Source organism: Gordonibacter sp. An230 (genome assembly GCF_002159915.1).
In the GTDB taxonomy this organism is placed as follows: Bacteria; Actinomycetota; Coriobacteriia; order Coriobacteriales; family Eggerthellaceae; genus Rubneribacter.
The window spans coordinates 103,920-120,249 of record NZ_NFJP01000011.1; the positions used below are offsets into that span (position 1 = coordinate 103,920).

Consider the following 16,330-nt stretch of genomic DNA (forward strand, 5'->3'; position numbering starts at 1 on the left):
TGTCGTTGGGGAAGCGTTTCAATTCCTCTTCGCACACCGTTTCGGGATGCGCGCCTCGGCCAGGCTGGTCGAAAGCGTGTCGGGCGCGCCATGGGAGCCGAGAGGTTGCGAGGAGGGGCGAGAGAGGGAGGAGGATTCCATGGCGAGGGCGTTTGCGGCCAAGGATCCGGTTTCGGACCGCATGCGGTCCATCCGGCAAGTGCTGTGGATCATCCTGCTGCTGAACTTGGCGGTGGCGGCGGCGAAGTGGGCGTGGGGTGCGGCAAGCGGCTCGGCCTCCATGCAGGCCGACGGCATCCACTCGCTGTTCGATTCGGCGGGCAACGTGGTGGGGCTTGTGGGCATCTCGCTCGCGGCGCGTCCGGCCGACGAGGGGCATCCTTACGGGCACGCAAAGTTCGAGACGTACGCGAGCCTCGCCATCGGCGTGCTGTTGCTCTTAGCGGCGTTCGAGGTGGGTTCGAGCGCCGTGGGAAAGCTTGCGGAGGGATCCTACACCGCCGAGGTTGGGCCGGTGTCGTTTGCCGTCATGGTGGGAACGCTCGCGATCAATCTGGGCGTGACTGCCTACGAGCGCCGTTTCGCCAAGCGCCTCAAAAGCGAGGTGCTCGCCGCCGATGCGAACCACACGCTTTCCGACGCCCTCGTTTCGGTGGGCGTCATTGCGGGTCTTGCGGCTGTGGCGCTTGGATTTCCCGTGGCCGATCCGATCATGGCGCTTGTCGTGACGGTGGCCATCCTTGCTACGGCCTACGATGTGTTCAAGCACGCGCTCGCCACGCTCTCCGACCGTGCGCGCATTCCCGAGGACGCGCTTCGCGCCGCAGCGACGGCGGTGCTCGGGGTGAGGGGTGTTCATCGCATACGGACGCGCGGCACCGAAGGGGAGGTCTATGCCGATTTGCATGTGCTAGTCGATCCCGGCATGACTGTGACCGCCGCCCATTGTCTGGCCGATGAGGTCGAAGATGCCGTGAAGGAGCGTTTTCCGAACGTGATAGAGGTGCTCGTCCATATCGAACCGGACGACGGCCACGAGGACTAGCGGGGGAGCGACCTATGGTGCGCGCGGTGCTCTTCGATGTGGGATCGACGCTCATCAGGCCCTTTCCTTCCGTGGCCGAGACGATGGCGCGCGTGGCGGTTGAGCGCGGACATGCGTTTTCCGTGGACGACTTCGCCGCGCATATGCCCGCCATGGAAACGTATTACGAGGCCGAGTATCGTCGCGACGGCGATTTCTGGTGCTCGCAGGAAGGGTCGACGGCCATATGGCTCGATCAGTACCGGCTCGTGTGCCGCAGGATGGGCCTCTCTCGCGACGCCGAGGGGATGGCCCGGGCCGTGCACGAGGCGTATCGGCGACCCGAGCAGTGGGGGATATACCCGGACGTCTTTGCGTGCTTGGACGGCCTTAAAGAGAGGGGCTTCGCGCTCGGCGTCGTGTCGAACTGGGATGCCGGATTGGAGGACCTGTTGCGCGGGCTGCGCCTCCTGCCGTATTTCGATGCAGTGGCTGCGAGCGCGGCGCTTGGGTGCCGAAAGCCGGATCCCGTCATCTTCGAAACGGCCTGCACTGCGTTGGGGGTGCCGCCTTCCGCGGCGGTGCACGTTGGCGACCGGCCCGATGCCGACGGTGACGGGGCTTCGGCCGCCGGCATCCGCCCTGTGATCGTCGACCGCGCAGGAGCCGAGGAGGGCTGCGGCTACGACCGCGTCCGGGGCCTCGCCGAGCTGCTGGAGCTGCTCTGACGCGATGTGACAGATGAGGGGCGGAGCGACGGGACGGCCGGCCTCCTTGATCTCCGTTCGAAACCTTTCCAGCTCTGCTGAACCCTTCGCTCACGAGGCTGCAGGCGTTCTCATCGCCCGTTGAGGCGTTGGCAGAGCGCACGTCGGGGCGAAGGGGCGGCATGGACGGACTCGTGCGGGGCGCCGCCGCATCCCCGCCCTTCCTGATCGCTCGCCGGGCGCGATTGCGCCCGTGCGTCTGATCTGGGTGCCGTCGGGTGGCGCCGTCGGCCCAAGCAGACGCCCATGCGGCCAAAAGCGGATTCTGGGCTGTTGGAACGGGTTTCGCATCCCCGCCCATGCTGCAGCGGGCAATCGCGGCGGACGCGTATCCGCCCCATGGCCCAAAGTCTGTGGAAGGGGTGAAGGTGCAGGGCATGAAAAAGGCCCGCATGACATGCGGGCCTTCGAACTTCATGGTGGGCGATACAAGATTTGAACTTGTGACCCCTACCGTGTCAAGGTAGTGCTCTCCCCCTGAGCTAATCGCCCATGAAAGCAGGCTGCGAAATGTCGTTTCGTGCCAGCGAGCAAGTAGTTTACCAGATCATCGCGCTCTGTCAAAGGCCCTTTTGAAAAAACTTATGCACGAGGCTCTATGCCCGTCTGTGCCCGCCGTCGGCGCGCTCGACCGCTGCTGAGAGCGTGGACGGCGGCCGTGGAAGGGGCTTTGACCCGGTTGCATTCCCTCTCGCCCGTCTTCGACGCGCGGTCGCGAAGCTTTAATCCTCCGCGGTTTTTGGTCGGATTTCTCGTTTGCGGGCGATGCTGTCGACATGGTCGAGAGAAAAGGAATTCAGGGAGGTTTTCCGATATGGCGCGAATGCGCGCGAGATGCTTCCGGATCGGTTTGGATCGGGGGTATCGGTAGGGCATCGATGCGCTCTTCTCCCGTCTCGCCGTTTTGGCCCCTTTTGGGATCGCGGCTCTTGCGGTGATGGCTAGTTCGGCGCAAATGCGAATCGACATCGTGATAGGCGCGCTGGAACCGGGGGGGGGTGAAATCCCCGCCAGCTCGCCGTACGGTCGGCGATCGTGGCAGGAGGGTTCTCGTCCCGTTGCGGTCAGCGGGGAGTCGGCGCTTTGGGCTTGCGGCGCTTGGCGGGCGAGCCCGCTTCCCTTGGAGAGGGTCGGCAACGTGCGTGCGCTTCGTTGCCGAAGGGCGCCGGGGAGGATCGCGATCTGCGGGGACCCGACGACCTCGCCTTGCGAGGGCTCTGCTGCGACTGGTTGGGAGACCGGCCTCTGGCGGGGCGTTTCGCGAGGGCGGGGGCGCGGCGGGCGTTCGGCGTAGCCGGCTGCGCAGGCTGATCGACGGAAGGCTCTGTGCCCAAGCGTCGATTCCCGTTCCTCTGCCCGGGTGGGCGGAGGGCTTCTCTCGTTTTTCTGTTGTGCGAAGCTGCCCGGGATCGCCTAGTTGCTTATATACGGGCGTCGATGCGTGGCGCGATGTCTTTTGCGCAGCTGCTCCGCATGTACGCGCGCAGTCTACGCGCGACAAAAAATCGGAAAACGGGGCTTGCGCGCACGGATGCGTTCCGTTATTATGTTTCCTCGCGATGCGGACGTGGCTCAGCTGGTAGAGCACGACCTTGCCAAGGTCGGGGTCGCGGGTTCGAACCCCGTCGTCCGCTCCATTGTCTACGAGAGGCCGGTCATGCGCAAAGGTTTTGGCCGGCCTTTTTCATGACGATGATGCCGAGATGGCGACGTGGCCAAGTGGTAAGGCAGAGGCCTGCAAAGCCTTCACCCCCGGTTCGAATCCGGGCGTCGCCTCCAACCGCTTTCGATGGAGGCGGTTATTGAAAAGTCGATATGCGGACGTGGCTCAGCTGGTAGAGCACGACCTTGCCAAGGTCGGGGTCGCGGGTTCGAACCCCGTCGTCCGCTCCATGAAGTACGCAGCCCCGCCGGTTCGGCCGACGGGGCTTTTTCGCGTCAATCGTTCTCGATCTTCTCGAATTCGTGATGACCGCAATTCGGGCAGGCGGGGAGGGACTCCATGTCGCTTGTGATGCGCACGACGTATCCGCAGTGCTCGCAGCGGTACGTCCCCTCGCCGGGTTTGTCGCCGGTGTTGTATTGCATAGCTGCTCCTTTCGACTCGCTGACTCGCGATAACGCTATCATGCGAGCGATGTCTGCGGGCGGCGGTTCGCTGACGCCTTTCCGTCGTCTTGGCTACGTTGCTTTCAAACGGCGTGTCGAGGGCGCAAGGCCGCCCACCTTGGATGGATCGATGCTGAAGGGTTGAAGCCTGTGCAAACCGGTCAATTTAAGGGATAATGGAAAGACGAGGCGGAGCCGATCCTGCGGGGTCGGAGCATGGCGGCCGCATCGTTTGGGAATGCTGCGATTCCCGGTTCGGGCAACGAGGGCGAGGGGGAGGCGAGAAGGTGATGGGGGCTTCCAATTTTAGCGAAGAGACGCTCGCGGGGAGCAACGGCTCGTATGCGGAGGCGGTTTGGGAGATCAAAAGGCGCTTCGGCTTCGACTTCGTTTCCATTGGTCTGACGGCCTTCATCGGTGCGCCGCTCAAGTGGGTGTACAGTGCGGGGGCCACTGGCGAGAGGCATCGGCGGATCGTGCTCATGCCCGGCCACGGCATCGGGGGCATCGCCGTCAAGGCCGGCAAGCCCATGATGTTCGCGAACATCGACGAGGAGATCGATCCGCGCGAGTACTCGTCCTATCCCATCGTGTTCGCAGAGGATCTGCATGGTTTCTGCGCCTTGCCCCTCACTAGGGAGAAGCGTGTGGTGGCAGTGTTGCTCGTGGCGTTTCGTACGGTGGACGAGGCTCACGAAGGGGCGTATCGACGCCTTATCGAGCACCTCGGAGGCCGTCTTCTCGATATGGATGTCGTGTCGAGCGACTTCATGAACTTCGAGAACGTTGTCGCGGGCAAGCGCGCCGACGCCAAAGCCAATCCGATCTTCGTGCGCTCGGAGCTCTCGCGCGTCATTGCTGCGCAGGAGGATGAGCGCAAGCGCATATCGCGCGAGCTTCACGACGGCATCGCGCAGGAGCTGCTGTCCGTTTCGCTTTCCATAAGGCGCCTCTCCGCTCACGTCGACGAGGAGGGGGCGGTGCTCGTCGCCGAAACGAACGGCGCCATCGACCGCATTCTCGACGAGCTGCACAACATTTCGGTGGAGCTGCGTCCCTCGGCCTTGGATCATCTGGGATTCGAGGCGGCGCTGCGCTCTCAGGCAGCCGTGTTCGAACGCACTTACGGAGCGAAGATCGTCTTCGAGGGCAGTTTGTCCCGCACCCGTTTCGACCAGGCTCTTGAAACCCAAGCCTACCGCATCTGCCAGGAGGCCATATTGAATGCGTGCAAGTACTCGGGCGCGGACAGGGTGTACGTGTCGCTCGAGGATGCCGACGGCTGGCTGCATGCCTCCATCGTCGATCATGGATGCGGGTTCGACACGGAGAAGCCCTCCGTCAAAGGGAGCGGATGCGGTTTAGCGGGCATGAGGGAGCGCGCAAGCGTCATCGGGGCGATGCTCAGTTTGAAATCGGGCGTCGAGGGCACGATGATCACGCTCGTCGCGCCGATGAGCATGGCGGAAGGCAAGGAGGCGACGCTATGATACGAGTCATGCTGGCCGACGATCACGAGGTGGTCCGATCGGGACTCAGGATGCTCCTTGAGCAGGACCCCGGCATCAAGGTGGTTGCCGAGGCGGCCGACGGTGCGCAGGCCTATGCCGTGGCCGCTCGGGAGAAGCCCGACATCCTGCTCATGGACATTTCCATGCCCCCTGGTCAAAGCGGGCTTGTGGCGTGCGAGAAGATCGCGAAAGATCTGCCTTCCACCAGGGTGGTAATCCTCACGATGTTCGCCGAGCCCGAGTACCTCTTCTACACGCTGCGTGGAGGGGCGGCCGGCTACGTGCTGAAAAACTCCACGTCCGAGGAGCTTCTGGCTGCGGTGCACGCCGTGGCCGAAGGCGGCAGCTATGTCCATCCGAAGATGACGGCGCTGCTCACCAAGCAGCTTGTGGGCGAGGCTGCGGAGGAGGACCGCTCCTACCGTCAGCTATCGAACCGCGAGCTGGAGATACTCCAGCTTCTGGGCAAAGGGCACACGAACAAGGAGATATCCGAGCGGATATTCCTCTCGGTGAAGACCGTGGAGGCCCATCGTTCGAAGATCTACCAGAAGCTCGGACTGAAGACTCGCGCCGATCTTGTGGACTACGCCCTCAGGCACAAGCTGCTGAACGTGTAGGGCGCTCCGCGCCAGCTTCGAAGCGCAGGCCCCTGCTTGCGGCATGTCGCCTCGGCGCGCTTGTGAGCCGCGTGCCGAGGCCGTCGTGGAAGCGAGGCTCGGCGCTTGTCGAAGCGCCTGGGGCGTATGGCCGCTGTGCGCGGTTGGCCGTGCCCGCATGCGGGCACGGCGGGGAGAAGGCGCCGCTTCTTCGAGAGGGGCGCGCAGGATTGGGCGGAGCGCCAAGAGGGCTTTCGAGCTTCAGGTGCGTTGAGAAAGGCGCGCGTCAAGAAAGGAGCGCGCGGTTCTGCCTGTCCGGGCTCTCGCAGATGCTCCGAAGCGGAAGGTCATCCAGCCTCCTCTCTTCCGGGCTTCGGGGCTCGGCCCAGCGCGAACGACAGGGCGCGCGTAGGGCAGGCGTCCACGCAGGCTCCGCACGCCATGCAGTCGCCTGCGCGCACGACGACGTCCCGTCCGGCGAGCACGGGTTCGAGGATGGCGGGGTCGGCCAAGCAGGCCTTCGAGCATGCGTCGCAGTGGACGCACGCCTTGCGGTCGAGGCGCACGTTCAGCTGCCCGACGCGTCCGAGCGCCTCGTAGAAGCCGCCGAGCGGGCAGAGCGAGCGGCACCATACCCGCCGTCCCCAGAACAGCTCGGCGACCGCGATGGCCAGAAGCGTCCATGCGCCCGCGACCGATCCGATCAAAAGCCCCTTGTTCACGGCGCTGATGGGGGAGAAGGATTCGAAAATCGGAATTCCCGCTAGAGCCGATAGCGCGAGCACGGAAAGCGCGATCCATAGCTTCGCACGGCGCGGCACGGGAGCTTCGCGCACCTCTATGCCGAGCTTGCGCCGCAGAGCGTCCACGCCCTCGAGCAGCAGGTTCACGGGGCACACCCAGCCGCAGAAGGCGCGTCCTCGCACGAGCCCGTACACGATAAGCACCGGCAATGCGGCAAGGAGCCATTCGGGTTCGAACGTCTTCGCGGCGGCGATCGCCTCGAGCATGGCGAAAGGGTCGATCACCTCCGCACCGAGGACCGTGGAAGAGGAGAGGGTTCCGAAAAACGGCAGCTCGGCTGGCGTGGGCAGGGTGTCTTCCGGGTTTGATCCGATGCCGAGAAGCCCCCAGCTTGTCGCAACGAGCGGGGCGGCGAACAGGGCGAGTGCTCCCGCTTGCACGATGCGCCGTGCAACGGTCCAGCGCTTCGAGCGCCTCTTTGCCGCCGTGCTCATCGCCTGTCGACCGGATGGAGCGAAGGGTCGTCCTCGAAGTTCGCGTACACGAGGTTGACGCCGGTCACGCCTGCGATGCTGATGAATCCGCTCGCAATGAGATGCGAGTCGTCCACCGTTTCGGCCTCAACGGTGACGACGAGCTTGTGGCCGTTCGTCTCGTGCACCTCGACGCCGGAGCGGCAGGACAGCTCGCATGCCACCTCGCCGGTGCGCTCGGGCGCCGTCTCGACGACCAGGCTCGAAATGACCATGATGACCTCCTCGTGTCTTGACCGCCCCCGGCTCTTTTCGAGCCGGGGGGCCTGTGCCTTTACGCCTGCGAGTGGCAGGTGATGCATTGATCGTGCGTCGGATCGAGCTCCCGCGAATCCGAGCTTTTGCCTTGGTAGTGGTCCTCGGGCAGGGCGGTCGATCCGGTCAGCATGGGGTTGGCCTGGTCGTTCGCCCCGTGGCAGCCGTAGCAGCCGTTCGCCCCGAGCTGCTCGAAGCGGCCCTCGTGGCCCGGGGGCATCAGCGGTGGTGCTCCGGGCGGCACCTCGGCGTTCACGTCTTCTTTCTGCGGCTGCTCGCTGCATCCGGCGATAGCTCCCACCCCCAGCGCCATCGTGAGCGCGAGGGCGGCGGCAACAATGCGCTTTCTCATCCTGACCCCCTAGATCTTCTCGATGGACACGCAGGTCTTCTTGTAATCGGGTTCTTTCGACAGCGGGCAGTAGGTGTCCTGCACTGCGAGGTTGACGAGCGCCTCCTCCGCGAAGAACGGGGCGAACACAATGCCGACGGGCGGCTCGGTGCGCCCGGCTGTGGACACCTTGATGTCGAACTGGCCGAAGCGCGACCGCACGCGCACCATGTCGCCGTCTGCCACGCCGATCCTCTCGCAGTCCTCGGGGCTCACGTTGAGCAGCGCCTCGGGCAGCGCGCGATCGAGCTCGGGCACGCGGCGGGTCATGGTGCCGGTGTGCCAGTGTTCCAGAAGGCGCCCGGTGACGAGGTAGAACGGGTACTCCTCGTCAGGCTCCTCCGCTGGTGGCTCGTAGGGGCGGAAGACCACCGTGGGCTTCATGTCGGTGCTCTTGTAGAAGCTCACCCCGCCCGCCAAGCCGGGCGTGCCGTAGGTGGCCACGCCCACCTCGTCGAAGCCGTCTTCTTGAGCCCCGTCGGAAAAGCGCCATTTCGTTGGCATCCACGTGCCGTCGACTTCGCGAACGGGCCAGGTGAGGCCGTGTCGCGCCAGGTACTCGTCGTAAGGGGCGAGCTGCTTGGCCTCCATCTTGAGCTTGGCGCTCTCGTTTATCGCCTGCGCCCGCTCGTTCAAAGACGGGTTCGAGAAGATGCGGTACTCCTCCCACAGCGCTCTGTTCGTCTCGCGGTCGTCGCCCTTGAAGTCGGCGGCGTCCTTGTCGTAGATGAAGCCGAACAGGTGGTCGAAGGCGTCCTTGTCGCCAATCCGCTCGCCGTCGAGCACGCGCCGCGCCACCTCCATGAACGTCCAGAGGTCCCACTTCGCCTCTCCCGGCGGGTCGACGGCCTTCTCGAACACGGCGCTGCGGCGCTCGGCGTTGCCGAACTGGCCTTCGCGCTCCACCCAGAGCGCCACGGGCAGCACGACATCGGCGTACTGGGTGGACAGGGTGGGGTAGACCTCGTTGACCACGATGAACGTGTCGAAGATGCCCTTGTTCTCCTCGCCCATGCCGAGGAAGCGGGTGAGGTTGGGCATGGACTGCGCCCAGTTGTTGTGGGCGCTCCACAGAAAGTCGATGTTTCCCTTGGACATCTCGCGGAATATCTTCACCGTGTGCATGCCGGGCGCCTTGATGGCGTCGAGGTGGCCTTCGGGCAGATCCCAGACGGCTTCGGTGAAGCGTCGGTGCTGCTCGTTTGCCACAAGCAGGTCGGCGGGGAGGCGATGGCAGAACGTGCCCACCTCGCGGGCGGTGCCGCAGGCTGTGGGCTGGCCGGTGAGCGAGAACGGGCCGCAGCCGGGTCGTGCGATCTTGCCGGAGAGCAGGTGGATGTTGTAGATGTTGTGGTTCATCCAGGTGCCGCGGTTGTGTTGGTTCACGCCCATCGTCCACAGCGACATGACCTTGGCGTCGGGGTCGGCGAACACTTCGGCCAACTCGCGCAGGTCCTCGACGGCCACGCCGGAGAGCTCCGAGACGTATTCGAACGTGTAAGGGGAGAGGCGCTCGGCGTACTCCTCGAAGGTGATGGCGCTCACGTTCTCGGCGGTCTTGCCGGCCTCGGTTTGCTCGTAGTCGTCCATGGTGGCGTTGCCGATGTTCTCCGCGCCCTGCTTGAACTGCAAGTGGTCGTTCACGAACGCCTCGTCGTAGAGCTTGTTCTGAACAAGGTGGTTCGCGATGCAGTTGGCGATGGCCAGATCGGTGTTAGGCTTGAAGATGAGCGTCTTGTCGGCGCTCGCGCTCGTGCGCGTGGTGATGGTTCCCAGATCGTAGTGGCGCACGCCCTCGCCCGAGAGCTTGCGCGCGGTCAGCCGCGAGTAGAGCATCGGGTGAGCTTCTGCCATGTTCGCGCCCCAGGTGACGAACACGTCGGCCTCGTCGAGGTCGGCGTAGGATCCGGCCGGCTCGTCGGTTTGGAACACGTTCATGAAGCTGACGACGGCGCTGGCCATGCATAGCCGCGCGTTCGGATCCACGTTGTTCGAAAGAAGGCCCGCCTTGATGAACTTGGCGCACGCGTAGCCCTCGGTGATGGGCTGCTGGCCCGAGAGCCAAAACGCCAGGCGGCTCTTGTCGGCCTTCCATGTCTCCTTGAGCTTGGCGGATACGAGTTCGAGCGCCTCGTCCCAGGTGGCCTCGCGCAGCCCTTCCGCCGTTCCCTTCGTGGACGCGTCGTCGCGGATGAGCGGGACGGTCAGGCGGTCCTCGCCGTAGAGGATCTTCGCCAGGTAGTAGCCCTTGACGCAGTTGAGCCCCTTGTTGGACTCGTTGTCAGGATCTCCCGTGACGCTGACGAGCCTGTTGTCCTTCACCTCGCAGATGACCCCGCAGCCGCAGCCGCAGAACCGGCAGACGGCGGTGTACTTCCGACCTTCCGTCTGCGCGTCGCCCTGGGTCGCGCCGCTCGCGCATCCGACGAGCGACGACAAGGTGCCCGCCGCCGCAGCGCTGGCGAGCGCCACTGCCGTGGCTTTGACGAACTGTCGTCTGGTGATGTCCATGGCATCCCTCCTGTTTCTCCTGGTGCTTTCCGTCGCCGACTTTCAATCCGGCATACCGTCTGCCGCCTCGCTGGCATCGGCCTTTTGGTCGCAACCCTCCTAAGATCAGCTCCCCGCTGTCCTTGCGCGCTCGGCGTCGCATACGATGCGGATGGCCGTATGCGGCTCGCCTACCACGCAGCGTTCGACGCATAAGCCACATCCCACGCACGCGTCCTGCACGATGGAGGGCGCGAACACCGAGTGGATGGCGTCTCCTTCGCGCATGCGGTAGTCGATGACGATGGCCTCGTCGATGAGGGGGCACGCTCGGTAGCACACTTCGCAGCGCATGCCTTGAAATGCGATGCACAGCTCCTCGTCGATGGCGGCGACCCCCATCCGCACGTCGCGATGCCCCTCGACGGCGCGCAGGGCGCCGGTGGGGCAGACGCGTACGCAAGGGAAGCCCTCGCACAGACGGCACGCCTGCTCGCGGGCATCGATGCAGGGCGTGCCGACGGCGATGCCCGCGCCTTGCGGGGCAGGGGCGGGCGAACGGTAGGGACACGCCTCGATGCATTTCCCGCATTTGATGCAGCGTGCGAGGAAGTCCTTCTCGCCGTGGGCGCCGGGAGGACGCAGCAGGTCGGGTTCGCCCCGAAGCGCGTATGCGGCGGCTTGGATGGCCACGATGGCCGCAGACGCGCCTGCGATGACGTTCGACAGCTTCACGGAGCCTCCCCTCTTTCCTCGCGAGAAAATCATGCGCTCGCGCGCGACGCGCGCCTATCGGGGCGCGCCCGCGTTTCTAATAGGGGAAAGTCCTGTTCGGCGTGAAGGGTTTTTATCTATTTCCAGATAAGAATGATTTTGATCAGGTTGATCGACCTTGAGCGTCACGAAGTTTCGGAGCTTCAAGGTGAGGGGGCGCCTCTCTCGAATCCGGCTCTCTCCGAATTCCCGTGCGCCTGTCGTCTGCAGCGGTCGTCTGCTGCGACCGCATTGTCGCCCGATCCGGTCGCTTTTCGCGGCAAAACCGACCGGATCGGGCGACAACGCGGCTTTTCGAAGCGCATTTCGCACGCATGCGAGCATTCCGGCGCGCTCGGAGCGCCGGAGGCGGCCCTCGCTTCAGGGCGCGCGGGGTGCAAAGGCGCCGAAGCTTCTAGGCGGTTAGGCGGATTCCCACGTAGACGGCCGAGTCGGGCAGGCCCGAGATATCGTACACTTCGGACAGGGCGATGGCCGACACGCGCCAGGTGTAGGTGGCGTCGCCGATGCCCACCGTGCCCGCCATGAACGTGTTGCCCACCTCGTCGACGCCCTGCCCGTCCTCTTGGACGGTGGCGGGGTCGAAGCCTTCGGCGGCTACGGCCGCCTGCACCGCAGCGTCGACGCTTCCGGAGGAGAAGTCGGCGTAGCGCACGTTCATGTTCAGCGTCTCGCTTCGGTCGACGGTGAGCGTCCATGAGCCTTTGAGCAGGCGTGCGGCATCGGCTGCGCTTAGCTGAGCGATGCCCTGGGCGTACATGAGGCCGGCGTCGACCGTGCTCACGTCAGAGGGCAGCTTTGCCAGTTCGAATCCGCCCGAGGGGAACTCCTCCTGCGTGGAGAGGTCGACCGTGGAATATCCGGCATCGGCGAAGGACTGCCTGATGGCGTTGTCGTCCAAGGTCGCGAGCGAGGTGAGCACGGGCAGGTCGTAGGACACGTCGCGCGCGAGGTTCTCCTCCACGCTGGCTTGTGCTCGCTCGGCGTTTCCGCTCACCGCACCGAGCACGGAGTACAGCAGCAGGCCGCCGATGACTGCGGCGACGAGCACGAAGGCGGCCATGAGGGCCATCTGCTGCCGAGGGGCGACGAGAGGTCGCTTGAGACCGGCGTCGTCGAGGTAGCGGACGGGCCCTCCTGTATCGACATAGTCGTTTCTCTGCGGATTGAAAAGCATTGCGCCTCCTGCGCGTCGCATGGTTTTCGAAGCGGTTTGTGTGCATTGGGCATTATAGCATTGCCGAGCGCGGGGCATCGTGCTAGGATACCCAACGCCCATGGGGGAGTAGCTGGCATGCGCCGCGGGCGCGTGTGGCACGTTCAACATCATGGCCGTGCGGCCTGGCGTGTCTGAAATGGCGAGACTCATGGCGCCGTCGCACCGCATGCGATGGCGCCATGAGTCTTTTTTTGTGGATTTCGCCTTCTCTCCCGGCCCTGCGGAGCATCGCAGGTTCGTGCAAGACGGACGATAGGAGCGAACGAGACGTGGATCTTTCAATATTTGCGACCCCTGAGGCGTGGATCAGCCTGATCTCCCTCATCTTCCTGGAGATCGTGCTCGGGGTTGACAACCTCGTGTTCATCTCGATCACGACGAACCGCCTGCCCGAGGACAAGCAGCACATCGGCCGCAAACTCGGCCTGGCGGGCGCGCTTATCATGCGTGTCGTCTTCCTGTGCTTCGCGTCGTTCCTCGTGCATATGACCGAGCCTCTGTTCACCATTGACCTCGGTCCCTACGTGCACGGCTTCTCGGTGCGCGACCTCGTGCTGCTCGTCGGCGGCGGCTACCTCATCTACAAGGGCATCGCCGAGCTGCGCGACACGCTCAAGCTCACCGAGCTCAAGGCCGAGCACTGCGAGGAGCACAAGGCGCTCCATCGCATCGCGCTGCCGCAGGCCGTGGGCACCATCATGGTCATGGACCTCGTGTTCTCCATCGACTCGGTCATCACGGCCGTGGGCATGGCCGACCATCTCATCATCATGATCATCGCCGTCATGCTGGCCGTGTTCCTCATGATGATCTTCATCGACCCCATCTCCAACTTCATCAACGGGCACCCCGAGATGAAGATGCTCGCGCTCACGTTCATCGTGGCCATCGGTTGCTTGCTCGTCATCGACAGCGCGGGCTTCCATACCGGCATCGAGCTTCTGCACATGCCGCTCGAGAAGCTGATCGTGTACTTCGCCATGGTGTTCTGCATCGTGCTGGAGGTCATCCAGATGCGCTACAACGCGAACGTGCTGGCGTGGCGCAAGGAGCGCTGGCAGAACGAGACGGCCGCGCAGATCGACAGCGTGCGCGCCGAGATGATGGAGCAGATGAAGCGCTCGGAGGCCAAGGCTGGCGTGGCGGGGTCGGAGGGCGCCGATCGCATCCAGCCGATCATCATCGGCAGCAACGTGTACATGATGATGCCGGTTTCCGGAGAGGACGCTGTGTCGTTCAAGGAGCTTCTGGCCACGTCCGACGCCGCCGATAGGGCGTTCTCGCGCCCTCTCGAGATCGACGCGCGCGACGTGAGCGTCGAGGACGTCGAGAGCAAAGCCCCCGAGTACGAAGAGCCCGAGGGGAAGTAGCGGCGCGCGGGCGCGGTTCGTTCGGAACGGCGCCCGCGTCGCGGCAGAGGAAGGGCGCCCGCGGTTCTCGTAGGCGCGGGCGCCGGGCGACGCCTATGCCAGATCCTCGACGAGGACGGAGCCGAGCAGCAGGCCCGATCCAGCGGCGGGGACGATATCCTCGGTTCCCGCGGCGCATCCCGCCGCGTAGAGGCCGGGAATGGGATTGCCTTCGGCGTCGAGCACCTCCATGCGGTCGCTCACTGCCAAGCCTCCGCAGCTCTTGTAGCGCACGGGCACGTTGCGCAGGAAGTAATACGGCGCTACGAGCTTCTGCAGGAAGAGGGTCCTGCCGAACTCAGGGTCTTCCTGGCTGTCGCACATGGCATCGTAGTTGTCGAATGCGGCCTTCACGGTTTCGAACGCGAGCCCTGTCTTCTCAGCCAGTTCCTCGAGCGATCCTGCGGTTTGCACGGCGTTGCCGGCGTGCGCGATGACCTCTTGGTCGATGCCGTTTTGAGCCGTTCCGTCCCAAATGCTGTACCACTCGTTGAAGCCAGCTGCCAGGCATCCGGTCGCCGCGTCGTGGACGGCGGTTTCGCAATAAAACCGCTTGCCGTTGGGCAAGAGGCCGATGATCGGATAGAACGTGCCCAGCATGTGCCCCGCTTCGTAACGGGGGTTCAGGTTCCCCGAGGCTTTCATGCCCGACAGCGTTCCTCCTGCGGCCACGCCGGCGGCTATGCCGTCGCCTGTGCGGCCGGCCACGATGGTTCCGACGAACGCCCATTCGGAGGCGTACTTCACCATCCACTCCTGGTTCGACACGTATCCCCCGGTGGCCAAGACGACGGCCCTCGCCAAGATGTCGACCGTCGACCCGTCTTTTGCGGAGAACCGCGCACCGGCGATGGAGCCGCTATCGTCTACTATGAGCGTTTTGAGGGTGGTTTCGAACAGGTACGATGCGCCTGCTTGGACGAGCTTTTCGTCGATGAGCTCGAACTCGTCCATCATCGTGCACAATCCGTTCTTTGGGAAGAACGCTTGATGGTAGGGGCTCTCGCGCAGCTCTTGGAACTCGTAGCCCCAATCGAAGTGCATCCTGTCGATGAACTTTCCGCCCCATGTTTGCAGGATCACGGTGCGCTCGAGACCCGCCTCGTCGTCTTCGTAGTAGGGGGCGAACTTCTCGCGGATCTGATCGGGATCCATGTACTTATCGGGGCGCTCTTCCTTCGTGAGCTTGGCCGTGGTGCACATCTGACAGGCGGCTGAATACATCGCGTCCCCGCCGTAGGTCGAGTTCTGTTCGACGATGAGGACGTCGAGGCCGTCGGCGGCAGGGTCGACGGCGGCCAGCATGCCAGATATGCCAGCGCCGACTATGAGGACGTCGACCTCTTGGCTGAAGCTCACGTCGGCATCCCCTATGGCGCGCATGGAGCCGTCCTCGCTCGCTGCGTCGCCTCCTTTCGATGCGCCGGTGGACGAGCAGCCCACGCTCATCCCCCCGGCGATGGCAGCGAGCGCGCTGGCCGTGCCGAGCGCGCAGAACTGGCGGCGATTCACGTTCATCTCGATCTCCTGTCTCTCGGTTCCGATTGCCGCCGCGCCCTTTCGGGGCGACGAGGCGCGCTTGGCTAGCGCGCTTGGGAAAGCGCCTCCTCCACGGCTTTCTTCACTCCGTTCGTCGTCATGGTGGCACCGGTGACTCCGTCGATGTCGGCCGATTGAGCCTCTTCGATCTGGGCTTTGAACGTTCCGTCCTCGATAGCTTCTTTGCCGCCGATGCCGGCGGTTTCCCCCGATTCGGTTATCTCGTCGACCGTCACGCGCCCGTCGGCCACCGTGAGCGTCACGTCGATGGGACCGCCCATTCCCGTGCCCGTTCCTTGGTACGTGCCGTCCTCGTAGCTCGTCCCGGAAGCCTGCTGCTTCTGCCCCGCGTTCCCGTCCCGACTTGCTCCTCGATGCGCCGTCGGCTCGTTTTGCACGGTCGGAGCATCTGGGGCGCAACCGTTTAGCAGGGGCGCCATCGACACGGCGAGACAGCATGCCGCAAAGGTTGCTCGCTTCTTCATGTACACCGTCCTTTTCTTCGGATTTGCTAGCGACGATCTGCATTCAATCGGTCGGGCCCGGGTAACGTCAAACCGTTCGGCAAGGTATTTTCGAAAACGGTGAGGTAGCTTTGAGGTAGCGGCTTGGTAGCGGCTGAGGGAGTGGCTTCTCATCTGCTGATTGCCGAAATGACCGATCGTTTCGGCTGTGCGTTCGCTACTATGGGACGCCCAGGGAGAGAAGGGGGTGGAAAGGATGCGTCGCAAGGAGGTCTCGCGGGACGTTTCTACGGGTGCGATGCCCGCGCCGGCGTTCGCCGTGCTTGTGGTTGGGCTGGGGACGTATCTGGGGTGGCAGACGGTGGGCATCTCCCCGACGCTGTTCCCCCAGCCGTCGCGCGACAGCCTCCAGGTGATGGAGCCGGCAAACTACGCGCATACGGCCCTTTTCCTGATTTTGCTCGCAGTGCTTGCGCGGGTGGCGAGGCGGGCGGGGGGGGTG

The 16,330-nt window shown here is 64.4% G+C and carries 15 protein-coding genes and 4 tRNA genes; 9 read left to right on the top strand and 10 right to left on the bottom strand.

Features of this window, described 5'->3' with window-relative positions; all coding sequences use genetic code 11:
• Window positions 1–139: 139 nt before the first annotated feature.
• Window positions 140–1,045, top strand: a complete 906-nt coding sequence (locus B5F40_RS07730) for a cation diffusion facilitator family transporter (RefSeq protein ID WP_087193760.1) — start codon at window positions 140–142, stop codon at window positions 1,043–1,045.
• 14 nt (window positions 1,046–1,059) lie between these two features.
• Window positions 1,060–1,752 carry an HAD family hydrolase gene (locus B5F40_RS07735; RefSeq protein ID WP_087193761.1) on the top strand — a complete coding sequence of 231 codons (693 nt, stop codon included), beginning with the start codon at window positions 1,060–1,062 and terminating at the stop codon, window positions 1,750–1,752.
• A 456-nt stretch (window positions 1,753–2,208) separates the two neighbouring features.
• On the opposite strand, the gene B5F40_RS07740 is transcribed toward B5F40_RS07735, so the two are convergent.
• Window positions 2,209–2,283, bottom strand: a tRNA-Val gene (locus tag B5F40_RS07740).
• 1,069 nt (window positions 2,284–3,352) lie between these two features.
• Between B5F40_RS07740 and B5F40_RS07745 the strand changes: the two genes are divergently transcribed.
• The 3 genes from B5F40_RS07745 (at window position 3,353) to B5F40_RS07755 (ending at window position 3,684) form a co-directional block, all read left to right on the top strand.
• Window positions 3,353–3,428: transfer RNA gene (locus B5F40_RS07745), tRNA-Gly, on the top strand.
• Between the two features lie 68 nt (window positions 3,429–3,496).
• Window positions 3,497–3,570, top strand: a tRNA-Cys gene (locus tag B5F40_RS07750).
• Window positions 3,571–3,608: 38 nt separating this feature from the next.
• Window positions 3,609–3,684, top strand: a tRNA-Gly gene (locus B5F40_RS07755).
• Between the two features lie 45 nt (window positions 3,685–3,729).
• On the opposite strand, the gene B5F40_RS07760 is transcribed toward B5F40_RS07755, so the two are convergent.
• Window positions 3,730–3,921, bottom strand: a complete 192-nt coding sequence (locus B5F40_RS07760; protein ID WP_087193762.1) for a zinc ribbon-containing protein — start codon at window positions 3,919–3,921, stop codon at window positions 3,730–3,732.
• 269 nt (window positions 3,922–4,190) lie between these two features.
• On the opposite strand from B5F40_RS07760, the gene B5F40_RS07765 reads away from it, so the two are divergent.
• The gene (locus B5F40_RS07765) at window positions 4,191–5,390 is read left to right on the top strand and encodes a GAF domain-containing sensor histidine kinase (protein WP_087193763.1); all 1,200 of its coding nucleotides are present in this window, start codon (window positions 4,191–4,193) and stop codon (window positions 5,388–5,390) included.
• Window positions 5,387–6,031, top strand: a complete 645-nt coding sequence (locus B5F40_RS07770; protein ID WP_087193764.1) for a response regulator — start codon at window positions 5,387–5,389, stop codon at window positions 6,029–6,031. Before B5F40_RS07765 ends, B5F40_RS07770 begins: the two co-directional genes overlap by 4 nt.
• 326 nt (window positions 6,032–6,357) lie before the next feature.
• Here B5F40_RS07770 and B5F40_RS07775 read toward each other — a convergent pair whose 3' ends face one another.
• The 6 genes from B5F40_RS07775 to B5F40_RS07800 form a co-directional block, all read right to left on the bottom strand.
• On the bottom strand, window positions 6,358–7,194 hold the full coding sequence (locus B5F40_RS07775; RefSeq protein ID WP_239442951.1) for a 4Fe-4S binding protein: 837 nt from the start codon (window positions 7,192–7,194) through the stop codon (window positions 6,358–6,360).
• Between the two features lie 50 nt (window positions 7,195–7,244).
• Window positions 7,245–7,502, bottom strand: coding sequence for a chaperone NapD (locus tag B5F40_RS07780; RefSeq protein WP_087193766.1), 258 nt, complete (start codon window positions 7,500–7,502; stop codon window positions 7,245–7,247).
• A gap of 59 nt (window positions 7,503–7,561) precedes the next feature.
• The gene (locus tag B5F40_RS07785; RefSeq protein ID WP_087193767.1) at window positions 7,562–7,894 is read right to left on the bottom strand and encodes a hypothetical protein; all 333 of its coding nucleotides are present in this window, start codon (window positions 7,892–7,894) and stop codon (window positions 7,562–7,564) included.
• A 9-nt stretch (window positions 7,895–7,903) separates the two neighbouring features.
• Window positions 7,904–10,444 carry a molybdopterin-dependent oxidoreductase gene (locus B5F40_RS07790; RefSeq protein ID WP_087193768.1) on the bottom strand — a complete coding sequence of 847 codons (2,541 nt, stop codon included), beginning with the start codon at window positions 10,442–10,444 and terminating at the stop codon, window positions 7,904–7,906.
• A 105-nt stretch (window positions 10,445–10,549) separates the two neighbouring features.
• On the bottom strand, window positions 10,550–11,158 hold the full coding sequence (locus B5F40_RS07795; protein WP_087193769.1) for a 4Fe-4S dicluster domain-containing protein: 609 nt from the start codon (window positions 11,156–11,158) through the stop codon (window positions 10,550–10,552).
• A 433-nt stretch (window positions 11,159–11,591) separates the two neighbouring features.
• The gene (locus B5F40_RS07800; protein ID WP_087193770.1) at window positions 11,592–12,374 is read right to left on the bottom strand and encodes a teichoic acid transporter; all 783 of its coding nucleotides are present in this window, start codon (window positions 12,372–12,374) and stop codon (window positions 11,592–11,594) included.
• 311 nt (window positions 12,375–12,685) lie between these two features.
• On the opposite strand from B5F40_RS07800, the gene B5F40_RS07805 reads away from it, so the two are divergent.
• The gene (locus B5F40_RS07805; protein ID WP_087193771.1) at window positions 12,686–13,786 is read left to right on the top strand and encodes a TerC family protein; all 1,101 of its coding nucleotides are present in this window, start codon (window positions 12,686–12,688) and stop codon (window positions 13,784–13,786) included.
• A 93-nt stretch (window positions 13,787–13,879) separates the two neighbouring features.
• Here the strand turns inward: B5F40_RS07805 and B5F40_RS07810 are convergent, their stop codons facing one another.
• Window positions 13,880–15,343 carry an FAD-dependent oxidoreductase gene (locus B5F40_RS07810; RefSeq protein WP_087193772.1) on the bottom strand — a complete coding sequence of 488 codons (1,464 nt, stop codon included), beginning with the start codon at window positions 15,341–15,343 and terminating at the stop codon, window positions 13,880–13,882.
• Window positions 15,344–15,408: 65 nt separating this feature from the next.
• Entirely contained in the window at window positions 15,409–15,849 is a 441-nt protein-coding gene (locus B5F40_RS07815) for an FMN-binding protein (RefSeq protein ID WP_239442952.1), read from the bottom strand.
• 235 nt (window positions 15,850–16,084) lie between these two features.
• On the opposite strand from B5F40_RS07815, the gene B5F40_RS07820 reads away from it, so the two are divergent.
• A partial coding sequence (locus tag B5F40_RS07820; RefSeq protein WP_140396452.1) for a hypothetical protein occupies window positions 16,085–16,330 on the top strand: 246 nt, incomplete at its 3' end.